This window comes from Armatimonadota bacterium (genome assembly GCA_037138755.1).
In the GTDB taxonomy this organism is placed as follows: domain Bacteria; phylum Armatimonadota; class Fimbriimonadia; order Fimbriimonadales; family Fimbriimonadaceae; genus Fimbriimonas.
The window spans coordinates 78,693-92,687 of sequence record JBAXHT010000004.1 but is presented as its reverse complement, the minus strand read 5'-3'; the positions used below and the strand labels follow the sequence as shown (position 1 = coordinate 92,687).

Sequence of the window (13,995 nt, the reverse complement as noted above, 5' to 3'; positions counted from 1 at the left end):
AATGCTGACTTGATGTAGTTACTGAGGCAACAACCTTTCAAGCCCGAAAACGACGCTATTCAAGTCGATCCGGATTGCCTATCGAAAATGTAGCTAGCAAATCAGCTGGAAGAACAGTGCCTGTAATATCTGCTGCTAGCTTTGAGACAATTGCTAGATGGTCATCGGTTCCGAGCGGAACTCCGGCAACACCTAGATACTGGTTGAGTTTTGAATTCACATAAACGGATCCAGAACACAGACTATTCCTCCTTAATGACTTTGACGTCTTTTGCAGCGTGGACAAGAACAATTGATGGCCATATTCTATAGCCCTTTCATTTGCTTGCTCGACAATCTCGAAAAACGAGTTGTAATAGTACGTTGCTCTTGGGGCCAAGAACTGCAGAGCCTGCCAATCTCCTTCCTGAGCACTCTTATCTGAAGCATCCGGTAGCCAGTATTCATCTGCAGCTGAGTTACGGTCGAGCGCGCTTAGGCTGACCATTTGCGACATATCAATTTTGGTCGAACCCAACACGACCGCCGAACTCAATCCGGATTGCTTACAGTTGCTTAGTATAGATCGGACTGCGGATGCTGTCACCCGTGTTCTAGCGTCCAAATAGACCAGTAGCCTACTAGCGTCACGCTCGGCATTTTGATCATCAGAATCGATAAACTGTCGCGCTTCGGAGAAAGCGAGTAGCGAGCTAGTGTCGCGCCTGTCCACTAAATCCTGAGACGGATCAATGTGCATCGTCCCTTGCCCATTAGCAGCATCTTTCAGTACCAACCTCTGAATCGCTTGCTCACCTATAAAAACGGTTGGGGAATCCTTAAACCCATGCTCTCGCAAGCCTTTCAAGCAGTGGTCACAAAAACAGTGTGACATTACGCCTTTAAAACCACGTGATCCGGAATTCGGATAAGCATCTGTAATGTCTAGCGAGACGCCATCAACACCTCCAAGTTGTTTCACCTCCTCCAAATAATCTTCGAGTATCGAACAAACCACAGGGTTTGTGATACACGCTTGGGGCAAATCGTCAAAATACTGATTTCTCAGCCACAAAGCCTCGTTTTTCATGAAGCCGAGGTCTGGATTGATAGAAACCCATACTTTACATTGATCACCAAGTTGCTCTCTTGCCTCCCTTATCCAATCAGGTAGGCAATAAGATCGGCTAACAAACTCCGGCATAGTGTGCACGCTTGAGTCGTATGTGGGCCCAGTTAACCCTACTCCAGGCAACATTATTTCAGTTGGAGTCTTTCGAGCAAATTCTCGAAATCGTGATACCCAATGCTTTACTGGGTACATTTGAAGCATATATCCCGAAGGGATGCAACAAATACTTCGCTTGTCACCTGAACCGCCCTCAACTTTCTTCACGTCCCGAGATTACCCTAAAGAGTCCGTAGCTGTCCTATAAAATCTACGATTCGGTCACTCTCCCTGTGGCCGTCGATAAATCTGCTCAGAAGACGACGAACTGAGTCAGGAGCGTCCCTCTGCTCATGCAGAATGCGAACAACTGCCGGAGTCGGCTTTAGCGATCCACTTAGAATCCCCTGCCCCTCGAGAAGGACTCTGAACGTGACGGCCAAAGCATAGACATCGGAAGCCTCAGAAATGCGTTCCGAATCCAAAAGAACATAGTCAGGGAAGTACTTCTGCCTTCCACCCACTAAAAGACTGCCGCTACCTGCTGAAACAATCGCTGATTCCAGAATTTTCAACAGCCCAAAATCAGTTAGCAAATATTTATGCTCAGAGGAATCATATAGAATGTTTTGGGGGGCGATGTCGCTGTGTACAATTCCGTTGGCGTGTGCGGTTTCTACAGCCTCGCAAACCTGAAGGAGAATTGTCTTGGCAATGCCTAGCGAAATTTTGCCGCACTTTGTACCCAAGTCAATATTAGTCCCCGAGGGAACTGCCTCGTACCAGGGCATAACCGAATACAGCACCGAGCCAGCTAGACCAAGGTCCAGCACAGGTGCAATATAACGGCATTGTTGGGCTAACCGAGCTGCAACTGCTGCTTCTTTCTTAAACGTGCGAACCGATCTGGCCGCATTTGGTCCGAGTAGCCGCTCTGAAATAGTTTTTATCGCGACGTCTGCGCCGGTCAACAGATCTCTTGCTTTCCAGATTACACCACATCCACCCTCTATTGGTGCCACGTCGTACAGCTCGTAGCGAATAACTCGTGTAATCTGTTCTCGAATAGACTCCATAGTTCAGAATGATTTTACTTGACAAACATTGGAATGCGGACTTGGAGTCCAAGCCTTTGGCTAGTCAAGAGTCAGTTTTGAATTTTGGGAGGAAAAGACGAAATCACTTGAAGCTCTGAGACAAGCAGAGCCCAATCAACACCGCGGGCCCAATGAGTAGAAGAATGAGTAAGCCAGGCTGCCACAGCGGCCTTGCCTCACGGATACAGTACAACAGCGGACGAACACAGATCGCCCCGTACCAGACGGTCCACATGAATTTCCACATCCCGTCCGGCCCCTTAAGCCCAAACCCAAGATCGTCGTCCGACTCGACCACATCAGCAGAGTAACACGCGAGCCGATCAATTGTCAATTAAGTAATGACCACTCTTAACAGCCCTCATCCCAGCCAGGCGAGGTTTTACCCGCCTGGGGGCACGGGTCCCGAGGCAGCTTCGTTCCCAGAGCGAATGCGTCGGGAACGGAGATGTCTTGGGTGGGGTGTGGCTTTGGGCCGGCGAGTGGATTTCGACGTTTCGTGTATCAAGTGGTTGACAAAAACCTCAAAACGTCAACTAGTTATTGATGATCACAACCAGAACGGTAAACGAATCTGGAATGCCCCAATGTTGCCAATCGACTTACCGTGCCCCGCACCAGCGGGACCAATCCAGGCCCACTTCTTCGCCCAACCACCAAACCGAAACTGCCCCCGCATGCCAACCGCTGGCCCCGATCTCGCCTACCCAACCCTACCCATCAAATGCCTTCATATTGGCAATTTTTGAACCTGACTACCCAACAAAATGCGTTGCAGTTCTCTCACTTCACAGTGATCTGCCGACTCAAAACCGCCCGCCCGTTGCTATCCTTCAAATCAAGCTTCACAAACTTCGCATCCGCTGGAACCTCAAACTCGCTCCCCATCTCCAACCGCATCGCAGCCCCGGCCTCAAAAGAAGCCGAGACGCTCGCAAACGGGTCGTAGCTCCGAATCCAAACTCGGCACTTCGCCCGTCGAGCAACCACCGAAGCCGCAGTTCGCCAGGTCATCGGAGCCGATGAGCCAACCTCGCTCAAAAAGTGCGAATCAGCGATCGCGTTCTTGTAACCCTCCGCCACTGCCGGGTTATCGAACAGCGAATAATTGTTCAACTGGCGATCCCCCTTGGCGTACTTCAGAGCGTTAAAACTCAGCCAACTCGCCGCCTTAAGCCGCGGGTACCGAAGCGGAACCGTGCGGAAAAACTCAGCAATTTTCTGAGTCGCAAACGCCGGCTTATCGGCGCCGTCAATCGATGCCCGGTGCGAAGCCGCCCACTCCGCAACCATGATCGGATGCGCCCCTGCATATCGGTTATAGATGTAGTCAAGTGAATCCGTCGGGAATCGCCAATCGGCCGCGCGCGACCGATCCGAGTCGTTATAGATCACCGAATAAAAGTTGACCCCCACCCAGTCAACCGCTTCCGGCCCTGGATAGTAGTCCGGAATCGGCTGCTCCGGAATCGTATTCGGACACCAAACCATGATCGCATTCGGAGCAATGGTCCGAACGACATCCGCCACCAACCGAAACTTCTCTCGGTACAAAGCTGGGTTGCCATGATAGGGAGTCCAACTCCCATTCATCTCGCTGGCGAACCGAACAAAAACCGGAATCCCGCTCTCGCGGATATCTTTCGCGAACTGCTGAAGATAGCGATCATCGCGAACTTCGCTGAGCGAGCCTGGCTCCCAGGCAATCTGAAGCGCAGCACTCGCCTTTTTCAGCTCCTTAGCGTAAGCAACCGGAAACCCCACTCCGTACTTGCGATACATGAAAAACATCGCATGCCTCTTCCCTATCAGGTTGTTGAAACTCTGCGGATACCGAGTCGCTTCTTCCCTCTCAATGTTCGCCCCCAGGTACATCCCCGCCGCTGGCTCGCCTCTCGCCAACTTTTCGGTGACCACCGGAGCAGCCACAAAAAGCTCAACCTTCGAGGCGTATCGATTCCCACGCTCGCGCAAAACCTTGCCCGCATTCGGGTCACCAAGCTTGTCGTACCCCTCCGCGGCTTTCAAAAACGCCTCGGACGCCTGTTGATACTGCTCCTTCGCAAGAAACGCTTCCGCCTTTGCCTTCCAGGCGGCTGGCCCCTGAGGCAAAGTCAACAGCACAAGAAGGGCGAGATGCACATCAGTTCAGACGCCCAATGAAACCTCGAAGTCGCTCAACCTTTGTTGTACTCATTGTTCCCGCAGCCACCCTTTCCGTCGGGCCGAATGTGGCAAGTATGAACATTCTCATAGCCTCGCCAAGCATAAGGGTCTTCGCCAGCGATAATCTCAACGTCGCGATGATCCAGGGTCGCGAACTGACCAGGGGTCTGGGTGTTCCAGAACCAGGGGAGCAGCGATTCAGCACTCATGTAGTGATTGACTAGCGAGCGCCGGAAGCCGCCATCGGCATAGTTCGGAAGAGAACGGTGCAACAAATAGCCGTTGAAGAAGACAATCGAACCCGCCTTCACCTCCACCGGAACTGCGTCGTCATTCGAGTATGGAAACCGGCGAGCCTCCTCCGAGCAATCGAACCGCCTGTCGCCATGCCACTCTTGGAAGTACATCGTTCCCGGTTTGTGCGAGCCCGGAATCACCCATAGGCAGCCGTTCTCAACGGTCGCGTCGTCCATCGCGATCCACCCACCGGTCAGCGAACGGTCACGAGTCGGAATGTAGACCTCGTCCTGGTGCCAAGCCTGACCGGGCTTACCGCTGGCTTTTATAAAGAGCATCGACTGCATGCACTTCACGTTTGGACCAATGATGCTGGTAAGCACGTCTACAAACGCCGGGCGCCCAAGATTCTCATGGATCATCGGAGAGATTTTGTGGGGGAAATGAATACAAAGCACCTGGCGGAGAACCTCCTCGTCGGTCATTTCGGCAGTCGTGGTCGGTGCTCCGCGCACTTCGCCGCGCTCGCCTCGGCAAATCGAAGTTGCTTCGGTGCGGAGCTGCTCAATTTCGGCGACGTTGAAAGCATTTTCTATGACCAGAAACCCGTTCTCTTTGAAGAACGAGGCGGCTTCTGCGGTCATTGGAAGATCGAAGTAGCCCGCTGGACGTCCGTTTGACCACGAACTCCATGGCGCGAGCTTACGATCTTCGGCAAGTTGGTTGAGCGAAGGCGAAATCATGTTATAACTATGATTAACTTTTTCGCGAATCAATTGTATGTCTGTCAGCAACCTAAACATATCCAGAACGAACAAAACGGCAACTTGCACGTTCGGCGAAGCCTTCTACCGCCCCGGAGGTCTCTGTGGACCTAGGGTTCAACCCGACTTCCAACTCGTACTGATCACGCGCGGAACCGCCGCCGTGGTTATCAATGGCCAACGAAGCCCCCTCGATCCAACCCGAGCCGTCCTCTGCCGGCCAGGTGAAGACGAGACTTTTGAATTCGACCGAGACGCCCCTTGCGCGCACCTTTGGGTTTCCGTCGCGCCGGACTCCTTCACCGAAAGCATAAAGGCTCGTGTGCTAGCTCAAGCCAGAACCCGAACAGATGTCCTCACCATCGAATCCCTGCTCCGAACCGGCCTTTCGGCGCAAGGAACCGAGTTCCTCAATACACTGGCTCTGACGGTAATCGAAGCCTTTCTCGCTCCGACAAGACCACCCAAATCGGAGCCTATTGACCTTGCCGTAGCATTTATCGACGCTCAACTCCACCAGCCGCTAAGCCTAAACCAAATCGCCGCCAGTGCATTCGTCACGCCGCAACACCTGACAAGACTCTTCCGCGCCAACCTCGGAATTACCCCCGCCAAATATTTATGGCAAGAGCGCACTCGCAGGGGGATTGAACTACTGAGTTCAACCGGACTCACGTTTGCCGAAATCAGTCTTCAGCTCGGCTTCCAGAGCCCCTTTCACTTCAGCCGCTTAGTTCGCAAATCGACCGGAAAGTCGCCTCGCGAACTAAGGAAAACCCTCTGGGAAAATTAACCGCTAATAGTAGAAGCCAAAGATATCTCGATTTTGATCCGCCGCCTTGTTGATCCAACCTTTGACGGCTTCCGCGGCCTGTACTGCGACCTCTCCATACTGATGTGCGGCGGCCAACTCATCAATCTTCGAAGCCTGGACCACTGGTTGCGCCAACTTTGCTTCATCAGCAAGCAAGTAACCATAGGCCGGGAAATCGTACGGATGTGGCACCGGAATCGGTGCGTACCTTTCCATCAGCTTGCACTCAATCGAGAATACTTCGCGACCGACTCCAGCCTGCTTTAGAAGTCCGTCAAAGTCGCCGGTCCAGTTGGAACTACTCCGCATCTGCTCAAATGACCCAACGTCTTCCGATTCTCCGAGGTGCTGCACCAACATCTGAAACACATAGCCAAGCTTTGCGCCACAACGCGAATCAAGTGTCTCGCCAAAGATCAGTGCATGAAGTAGGTCGGCGCTCTTTGGGAAGGGACCCGAAGACTTGGGGCCTTCATAAACCGGAGCTTCAGTTTTCTTGCCCAGAATTTTGACGATGAAACCCAGACACCCGGAGAGTTCAACGTCTTCTTCTTCGTCCTCGTCCTGTTCATCGTCTTCAAAAAACTCATCGTTGCTTTTGAGGTCTTTCGCTTTCGACGCAACGATGCGATCGAACAAATCTTGATCCTTAGAACTAAGCGAATTGGAAACTGCGCCCGCAGGCACCGAGTAAACGGAGAGCGAATAACCCATGGCTGGGCACTTTATCAAGGAGCGACTCCCCGTGTCAAGTTCGTTCATTCATGCGACTCACTTAACCCTCCTTACTACCGGGTGCTGACGGGTAGACTGCTCGCACAGTAGGACACTAGGAATGAGCGACGTAGCTAACAAATATCCGAATTACAGCCCCGGCCTTGAAGGCGTGATCGCTGGCATCAGCACAATCTCTGAGATCGACAGCGACCGAAGCTCGCTTCAGTACCGAGGATACGACGTTCACGACTTGGCAGAAAAGGGTTCCTATGAGGAGTGCGCCTACCTGCTCATCAATGGCAAGTTGCCAACTGTAGCCGAGCTCAAGGAGTTCAACGACTTGTTAGTCGCCGAGCGTGAGATTCCGGCATACGTTTACGACGTAATTAAGGCTCTGCCGAAGAGCACCCACCCAATGGACTTGGTACGCACCGCGTACTCTGCGCTAGCACCTTCCGACCCCGACTACAGGAGTGCTCCAACCGACCACGAAGCAAACGTTCGCAAAGCGATTCGCATCGTTGCTAAAGCGTCCACCATCGTCGGCAACGGACACCGTATTCGAAACGGGCACGAGCCGCTCAAGCCGAAACCCGAGCATTCCATCGCGCAGAACTTCTTGTACTTGTTCAGTGGCGAAGAGCCGAAAGCCAAGACTGTTGAAGTCATGGACGCTTCACTGTGCCTCTACGCTGAGCACGGATTCAACGCTTCGACGTTTGCCAATCGTGTGACGGTCGCAACGCTGTCCGACCTGTACTCTGGAGTCGTGACTGGTATCGGAACGCTTCGCGGTCCGCTCCACGGGGGAGCTAACGAGGAAGCCATGCACATGATCCTCGAAATCGGCACGCCAGACAAGGCTCAAGCTTGGATTGATGACGCAATCGAGAACAAGAAAAAGATCATGGGCTTTGGTCACCGCGAGTACAAGAAGGGCGACAGCCGCGCCTTCTACATGAGCAAGGTTGCGAAGGAACTCGGAGAAGAGCAAGGCAACACCAAGTTCACAGAGATTGCCAACATTCTTGAGAAGACGATGGCCGAACGGAAGAACATCTTCCCGAATGTCGACTTCCCCTCAGCTTACGCCTACTATCTTCTCGACATCCCTATTGACCTCTACACCCCACTGTTCGTCGTCGCTCGTCTAGCTGGCTACACTGCACATGCAATCGAGCAATTGGATAACAATCGGCTGATCCGGCCAAAGGTTATCTACGAAGGTGCTCACAACCTAGAGTACACGGCTATCGAAAATCGATAACTCGACAAACAATGAATCCCCTATCATTTCGAGAGGGGATTCTTCGCTTGCTCTTACTGCACGTTCCAGAATGCTTTCATCTCTTCGCCGCTCAGGCGGAAATCACCCCAGGGGTTGTAGCCGACCACATTGTTCCCCGCGCCAACGTTGAGTCCAGTCATCTCGCGGCAGCCCATGCTCACGGAGCTCCAGATGAAAATCCTTCCGAGGTTCTTGGTGAGGTTCTTCTGGACCACATCTCTGTCGTACAGCTCGTTTCGAACTGCAACCATGATTTCTTGTCGGGTCGGCGGCAGCTGAGTTGGAAGCAGCGGTGTGAACTTGCCATTTTGAACACGGCAATTCTTCGCGGCGGTCCTAACTTGATCGAGGGTCATGTTTGCGAAGCTGAGCTTGGCACCTGATCCGTCCACCATGTTGATATCAAACGGAGCAGCTCCAAGGTCTCCGTTCACGAAGTAGCACTCAGTGATGTCGACAATCTTTGAAGCAGTAGGCATCGGCAAGTTCGCGATCATATCCACCCCTTTCTCAAGGTCGGAGACCCAACGCTTTGCATACTCGGCCGCCGTTTCCCAGCGACCCCAAGTCGGATCTTGTGGTCCGTAGTGCAAGAGCTCTCTGCCCTCGCCCTCTGCCATACCGAAATCGTTGCGGAAGAACTTCCATCGCAGCACTGGGGATCTGAAGTGTAAGGATCGCCTTCCGCACTGCTGCGACCAGCGATATCCGGCCATTTCCTTGCCATACGTAGCGACTTCATTCAGTCCAGGTGCGAACGCTCCGCTCTGCTGGAAGTTCATGAGCCGCCCTCCTACGTAGTTCGCGTTGATCTGGTTCACATTCTCGCTTAGAAACGAAAATGCAGGCAGGGTCAGCGGGTTAGTGCCAAAGGAAGTCGGGATTCCCAATTGAGTTCGAATCGCCGGACTAACTCCGTAGTTGATTCCCGTCGTCACCCCTTCATTGACCCTTCCGAGACCTTCCCACGAGCCGATCTGGGCGAACATAGAGCCGCCAGGATGGCCGGTACCAGGTTCGTTACCGAGCTGGAATCCGAGCTTTTGCACAAAGTTCAGAGTTCGGCCAGCAGAACCATACTTAGCTCGCGCTTGAACAGCTGCGGCGTCGTTGATGATGTTGACGTACTTTTGAAATCCCTGTTTCAAATACGGCAACATTGCATTTTCTGGTCGCCACCAGTCACGGTCCTTCGGAGCCTTAGTTGTCACTGGCGTAGTCAACTTGTTACCAAGCGGATCGACTTCGATTTTGCTCCATGAGTCGCTTGGGCCCGTATGAGCGTTGATTCCTGGTGCAACGACAAACAAGAGATTCAGAGTGTCTCTAGGATTAGAATTGCGGTACATGAGTCTGCCGACTAGGCCTTCCGTAAGCCGGTCTTCTTGAACTCCAACTTTGTCGTAAGGGTTGTAAAAGTGGTGGTTAAGGCCGGACTCCAAACGAATCCAAGTATTGGCAGGGAGCTTATCAGTCAGGTCCAGCATCTCGGCCCACGGTGCGCAGCGTGGATCGTTGTACGCATATTTTTCGTCCGTGAGGACAACCTGCTGTCCATCCATAATTCCCTTGTCGTTGTTCAACCTCGAGTTGGGCTTTGAAGCCAGAAACTTAGGGACTTTGAACTGGGACATGAGCGCTCCTTCCGAAGGTGCAGGAGCTTGGACGTTAAGGCCGAAACGGCTGGCAAACCACTCTGCAGTTTGAGCCTGGCTTGCTGCGGATACTGATAATAGGGCAATGAGAGAAACTCGCTTCATGGAGAGTTTCTGCCCCCGTGCCAACACCAAGTCACCAAAAACTTTGCCGGGTTATCTGGCTATTCGACAGACAATCCGGCATTATTGATAGGTCTGGCTCCGATCTCTGGCACGCTTCGTGCTCAGGCTGGAAGCCCTTCGGCGGCTCGACGCTTATCCAGCAAACCGACGTCAAAGCTCAGCTTCTTCCTAGTTGGAGATTTGGCGTCGATAATCCGCCAGACCGGAACGTCTGCACCAGTCTCATGGGCCGCTTCCGCGACAATTCTCAAGAAAATCCCAGAACATAGCGGACACGTAGTGTCGGCATCATTCTGAGCGGCTAGGTCAGCTCTCATCTGTTGAGCAGTTCTCGATTCGCCGAGCGGGATCGAATTTACATATCCCATGACCATCATCGGAGTAGGAATCAGAAGCCTCGCTCCTGCTGGAAAACCACCAAACGCCTTCCCAAGTGGTTTCACCTCGGGCTGCATATCGCACCGCAACTTTTCGTTCCAAGACTTTGCTTTCATGGTTTCACACTAATATACAAGTCAGTGAGCAATTCGTGGGGAGCCACTCGACTACAGTCATTCACGTAGAGCTCGTAAGCTGGCTCCATTCCGAACTCATAACCGTTCTGAACTAACCAGGATGAGAACTTGTTCCACGAATCTCCTAAACCGCTATAGGGTCCAACGTGTCGGTAGCAAGCCCACCTGCCGCCACTGAGCGAGACTTCATCCATCCCTGCCGGGGCGGGGCGATCCCCCATGATCTCAATTCCTGCGGCGGAACGAAGTTCGGGTTCCGCAGTTAGCTCGGGGGAATCATAGTAGATGGCGATCATCGAGCCTCCCCAGAGTTGGTTTTGCGAGGCGAGACCTCCAAGCTTTTCAAACGCAGAACCAATAAGGTGATATGCCCCTTGGTGCGGCACGATGGCGAGTCTGCGAGATTCGCAGTTTTCAAGAATGTTAACTTCCATTTGAATGTCTCCAACGACTGCGGGCTTCAGAGCGACAGCGCGCGTGCCCGAGAAGAAGTGAACACCATTGCTAACCCGAACATGGTAGTCCCGCCGGGAATCGCTACGAGCCTCACTCGGCGTGCTTGAAAAAACCGCCTTGAACCCCCGAACAAACGACTCGTGGCTTCCGTAGCCCGCCAATAGCGCGATCTCACCGACAGGCTCTTGGGAATACTTCAGCGCATAACAAGCCCGCTCCAGCCGAAGCCTTCGGTGCATTTCGTTGATGCTCTCTCCGGCCAAGGCAGAAAAGACCCGATGAACGTGGAAAGGCGACATTGCGACAACATCAGCGACGTCACGAAAATCCAAGGGACGATCAAGGTTTGCCAGGATCACCTGGACAATCTCGTTCGCCATCTTGAGGTAGTCGCTTCGGGTGCTTGCGTTCACTTGTGATCTATTCTCCTGGTTCAGTTTCCGAATTCGTTTGACCTGGCTTGCGGAATTCATTTTGACGCGATGACGTAGAATGTTGTATATGCCCAAACCCGTTGCCGTTCGCGAAGAGCCCAGCGAAGTAGGGTCACCAAAGATGAACACGATTCAGAAAAGCCTGTTTGAAGCCGAAATTGTCGAACAGATTCGCACTGTGTTCGATCCAGAAATTCCGATCAACGTCTACGATCTGGGGCTGATTTACGATATTCAAATCGATGACGATAAGAATGCTCACGTCTTGATGACGTTGACGTCACCATCTTGCCCAGTAGCCGGTTCCCTTCCCGGCGAAGTCGAGACGGCGGTTCGAAACACCGAAGGAATTGGCAAGGTTTCGCTTGAACTGACATGGGATCCACCGTTCACCATCGAAATGATGAGCGAGGAAGCGAAGCTCATTTTGGGGCTCGATTAATGAAGTTCTCGGCGCAAGAAGAGTACGGCTTGCGTTGCCTGATTCAGATCGCCAAAGCCGGTCGGCCACTCACGATTCCTGAAATCTCCGATCTCGAAGGCATCAGCTCCACCCATGCGGCGAAGATTTTGATGATCCTTCGCAAGGAAGGATTCGTCGTCGCCAGCCGCGGACAGGCCGGTGGATACTCGCTTGCTCGCAGCGCGACCGAGATTGCAGTCGGCGACGTGCTTGCCTTGCTTGGAGGAAAGCTATACGACGCTGAGTTCTGCCGAAAGCACTCTGGAGCGCTCGACATTTGTACCCACGCCGTTGACTGCTCGGTGCGCTCGCTCTGGCAGATCATTCAAGGCGCCGTTGATAACGTCTTAGACCGAGTGACCCTGCAAGACATGGTCACGACAGAAGCAAAGTCAAACGTCACCTGGTCCCCAAAGCCCCAACCGGTTTCATCCAACGTCTAAACCATGTTCCCAATCACCGTTACAGATTCAGCCCTCGCCCAAATCAAACGCATCGTCGCCAAAGATGGTCGTGAAGGAGTTTTCCTGAGGCTTGGAGTGAAAGGCGGGGGCTGTAGCGGGTTTGAGTACCGAATGGAACTTGACACGTTTCGTCGTCCGATTGACCTCGAACTCGTTATTGACGGAATCACGGTTGTTTGCGACAGCAAGAGCGCGAAGTTCCTCGAGGGTTCCACGTTCAACTACACTGGGAACCTGATCGGCGGCGGCTTTCAGTTCGAGAACCCAAATGCCGCTCGATCCTGTGGCTGCGGAACTAGCTTTACACCGAAGTCGGCTTAATTCAGCACCATTCCGGTGATCAATCCACCCTTGGTGATCACGCCTAGCGTGAGCGGTGACGTTCCAAATACCAAGCGGTAGGTTCTCTTGATCGGCTCGTCTCCTTCCGATTTTGTGAGGCTGAACTCTGTCAGTTCGCCGAGAGTCACGAACCGTTTGGAGGTTGAAAGCAGCACTGAGGCGGGCACTTTTTTGAGGAAGTCGGGCGAAAACAGCGACTCATCGCAGCGACCAGCCACCATCTCCTCAATCATCTTGCGATGCTTCGCAGTCAGTTCAGGCCGGGCATCCTCAACTACCGGAGGCTTGGGCATTGGATCGAACGCATCCCTGATCTCAGATCGCAAAGAAACAACTCCCTCGTATTCGTGGTTTGCCAAAACGATCGTGGTCACACCATTAGCTGTCCTTTCAATGATGTTCGAGAATCCGGGAATGCCGCCGGTATGCGAATAGCTGTAGACCTTGCCGTTCGCATAAGTGGTGTCCCAGCCAAAGCCATAGTCATGTCCCAGCTTCTGAGTCGCTGGATCAGGGTTAAACATGAGCTGCTTTTCGGCAGCAGTGAACAGGAGCTCGCCGCGCAAAGCGACATCCCACTTAGCCATATCCGAGAGGGTCGAAACGAGAGCGCCTGCTGCATATGGCCAATCCATGTTGAGCTTGACACTCGGTTTGCCCTGTTCGTCAAAGCTCTCGACGACTTTAAACTTCTTCTCGGACCCCGTGCTTCGCATCCCGGCTGGGCGCAACAGATAGCTATCCAATGCCGCATAGTAGTCCTTCTTCGTTGTTCGCTCAATGATGCTGCCGAGCAAGCAGTAAGCAGTGTTGTTGTAGTTGTACTTGGTGCCTGGGGCGAAGTCCATTTTGTCGTTCTTAACCAACTGCCATATCCCGTCGGGCTTTGTCGGTTTGAAAGCAACAAATGGGAATTTGGCAGAATCGGTGTAGCTCGGGATCCCGCTGATGTGAGTGAGAAGCTGTCTTATCGTGATGGCATGCCAAGCCGAAGGAGTGTCTGGCATCAGCTTCCCAAGGGTGTCTTCGTAGGCTAGTTTTTTCTCTCGAACGAGCCGGACGATCACGCCAGAAGTGAATTGCTTCGTGATCGACGCAAGCCGGTAATGACCGTCGTTCTTGGCGTTCGCACCTTTGCCATACGTCTTCAGATGCACAACCTTTCCGTCTTTCAAGACAGCCACCCCGATTCCTAGAAGCCCTTTGTCAAGGTGTTTTTGAACGATGGCATCAACCGGAGTCGACTGGGCAAGAGCCAAGGAAAGGGCGAGTGAAGTGAGCATTGCGATTCATTACGAAGCAGAAGCAGG

General features: G+C 52.9%; 15 protein-coding genes. 5 read left to right on the top strand and 10 right to left on the bottom strand.

Annotated elements, in window-relative coordinates; translation table 11 throughout:
• Positions 1-55: 55 nt before the first annotated feature.
• From WCK51_14855 to WCK51_14835, 5 genes are all read right to left on the bottom strand, one after another.
• Positions 56-1,375 carry a hypothetical protein gene (locus WCK51_14855; GenBank protein MEI7578167.1) on the bottom strand — a complete coding sequence of 440 codons (1,320 nt, stop codon included), beginning with the start codon at positions 1,373-1,375 and terminating at the stop codon, positions 56-58.
• A 14-nt stretch (positions 1,376-1,389) separates the two neighbouring features.
• Positions 1,390-2,223, bottom strand: a complete 834-nt coding sequence (locus tag WCK51_14850) for a protein kinase (GenBank protein MEI7578166.1) — start codon at positions 2,221-2,223, stop codon at positions 1,390-1,392.
• A gap of 103 nt (positions 2,224-2,326) precedes the next feature.
• Positions 2,327-2,542 (bottom strand): hypothetical protein, encoded by a 216-nt coding sequence (locus tag WCK51_14845; GenBank protein MEI7578165.1) that lies wholly within the window; start codon positions 2,540-2,542, stop codon positions 2,327-2,329.
• Positions 2,543-3,027: 485 nt separating this feature from the next.
• Positions 3,028-4,386 (bottom strand): glycosyl hydrolase, encoded by a 1,359-nt coding sequence (locus WCK51_14840; GenBank protein ID MEI7578164.1) that lies wholly within the window; start codon positions 4,384-4,386, stop codon positions 3,028-3,030.
• 35 nt (positions 4,387-4,421) lie between these two features.
• Complete coding sequence (locus tag WCK51_14835; protein ID MEI7578163.1) at positions 4,422-5,390, bottom strand: phytanoyl-CoA dioxygenase family protein; 969 nt, start codon at positions 5,388-5,390, stop codon at positions 4,422-4,424.
• A gap of 37 nt (positions 5,391-5,427) precedes the next feature.
• Between WCK51_14835 and WCK51_14830 the strand changes: the two genes are divergently transcribed.
• A complete protein-coding gene (locus WCK51_14830; protein ID MEI7578162.1) occupies positions 5,428-6,204 on the top strand; it encodes an AraC family transcriptional regulator in 777 nt (258 codons plus the stop codon).
• A gap of 3 nt (positions 6,205-6,207) precedes the next feature.
• Here WCK51_14830 and WCK51_14825 read toward each other — a convergent pair whose 3' ends face one another.
• Complete coding sequence (locus tag WCK51_14825; GenBank protein MEI7578161.1) at positions 6,208-6,939, bottom strand: hypothetical protein; 732 nt, start codon at positions 6,937-6,939, stop codon at positions 6,208-6,210.
• Positions 6,940-7,060: 121 nt separating this feature from the next.
• On the opposite strand from WCK51_14825, the gene WCK51_14820 reads away from it, so the two are divergent.
• The gene (locus WCK51_14820) at positions 7,061-8,209 is read left to right on the top strand and encodes a citrate/2-methylcitrate synthase (protein ID MEI7578160.1); all 1,149 of its coding nucleotides are present in this window, start codon (positions 7,061-7,063) and stop codon (positions 8,207-8,209) included.
• 53 nt (positions 8,210-8,262) lie between these two features.
• Here WCK51_14820 and WCK51_14815 read toward each other — a convergent pair whose 3' ends face one another.
• The 3 genes from WCK51_14815 to WCK51_14805 form a co-directional block, all read right to left on the bottom strand.
• Positions 8,263-9,990 carry a hypothetical protein gene (locus WCK51_14815; protein MEI7578159.1) on the bottom strand — a complete coding sequence of 576 codons (1,728 nt, stop codon included), beginning with the start codon at positions 9,988-9,990 and terminating at the stop codon, positions 8,263-8,265.
• A gap of 122 nt (positions 9,991-10,112) precedes the next feature.
• Complete coding sequence (locus WCK51_14810) at positions 10,113-10,505, bottom strand: hypothetical protein (protein ID MEI7578158.1); 393 nt, start codon at positions 10,503-10,505, stop codon at positions 10,113-10,115.
• Positions 10,502-11,395, bottom strand: a complete 894-nt coding sequence (locus WCK51_14805; protein MEI7578157.1) for an AraC family transcriptional regulator — start codon at positions 11,393-11,395, stop codon at positions 10,502-10,504. The genes WCK51_14810 and WCK51_14805 overlap by 4 nt, the downstream gene beginning before the upstream one ends.
• Before the next feature lie 88 nt (positions 11,396-11,483).
• Between WCK51_14805 and WCK51_14800 the strand changes: the two genes are divergently transcribed.
• Genes WCK51_14800 through WCK51_14790 form a run of 3 tightly spaced genes read left to right on the top strand, consistent with a single transcriptional unit; the run spans position 11,484 to position 12,664 of the window.
• Complete coding sequence (locus WCK51_14800; GenBank protein ID MEI7578156.1) at positions 11,484-11,858, top strand: DUF59 domain-containing protein; 375 nt, start codon at positions 11,484-11,486, stop codon at positions 11,856-11,858.
• Complete coding sequence (locus WCK51_14795) at positions 11,858-12,322, top strand: Rrf2 family transcriptional regulator (GenBank protein ID MEI7578155.1); 465 nt, start codon at positions 11,858-11,860, stop codon at positions 12,320-12,322. The genes WCK51_14800 and WCK51_14795 overlap by 1 nt, the downstream gene beginning before the upstream one ends.
• A 3-nt stretch (positions 12,323-12,325) precedes the next feature.
• Positions 12,326-12,664 carry an iron-sulfur cluster assembly accessory protein gene (locus tag WCK51_14790; GenBank protein ID MEI7578154.1) on the top strand — a complete coding sequence of 113 codons (339 nt, stop codon included), beginning with the start codon at positions 12,326-12,328 and terminating at the stop codon, positions 12,662-12,664.
• On the opposite strand, the gene WCK51_14785 is transcribed toward WCK51_14790, so the two are convergent.
• On the bottom strand, positions 12,661-13,968 hold the full coding sequence (locus WCK51_14785; GenBank protein ID MEI7578153.1) for a serine hydrolase domain-containing protein: 1,308 nt from the start codon (positions 13,966-13,968) through the stop codon (positions 12,661-12,663). The two genes, WCK51_14790 and WCK51_14785, sit on opposite strands and share 4 nt — an antisense overlap.
• Positions 13,969-13,995: the final 27 nt, after the last annotated feature.

Excerpts from the sequence above, each read along its gene's own strand:
- WCK51_14825 (MEI7578161.1), bottom strand. The coding sequence starts at position 6,939 with ATGGGTTATTCGCTCTCCGTTTACTCGGTGCCTGCGGGCGCAGTTTCC.
- WCK51_14830 (MEI7578162.1), top strand. The coding sequence starts at position 5,428 with ATGTCTGTCAGCAACCTAAACATATCCAGAACGAACAAAACGGCAACT.
- WCK51_14820 (MEI7578160.1), top strand. The coding sequence starts at position 7,061 with ATGAGCGACGTAGCTAACAAATATCCGAATTACAGCCCCGGCCTTGAA.
- WCK51_14785 (MEI7578153.1), bottom strand. The coding sequence starts at position 13,968 with ATGCTCACTTCACTCGCCCTTTCCTTGGCTCTTGCCCAGTCGACTCCG.
- WCK51_14850 (MEI7578166.1), bottom strand. The coding sequence starts at position 2,223 with ATGGAGTCTATTCGAGAACAGATTACACGAGTTATTCGCTACGAGCTG.
- WCK51_14815 (MEI7578159.1), bottom strand. The coding sequence starts at position 9,990 with ATGAAGCGAGTTTCTCTCATTGCCCTATTATCAGTATCCGCAGCAAGC.
- WCK51_14810 (MEI7578158.1), bottom strand. The coding sequence starts at position 10,505 with ATGAAAGCAAAGTCTTGGAACGAAAAGTTGCGGTGCGATATGCAGCCC.
- WCK51_14795 (MEI7578155.1), top strand. The coding sequence starts at position 11,858 with ATGAAGTTCTCGGCGCAAGAAGAGTACGGCTTGCGTTGCCTGATTCAG.
- WCK51_14800 (MEI7578156.1), top strand. The coding sequence starts at position 11,484 with ATGCCCAAACCCGTTGCCGTTCGCGAAGAGCCCAGCGAAGTAGGGTCA.
- WCK51_14790 (MEI7578154.1), top strand. The coding sequence starts at position 12,326 with ATGTTCCCAATCACCGTTACAGATTCAGCCCTCGCCCAAATCAAACGC.
- WCK51_14835 (MEI7578163.1), bottom strand. The coding sequence starts at position 5,390 with ATGATTTCGCCTTCGCTCAACCAACTTGCCGAAGATCGTAAGCTCGCG.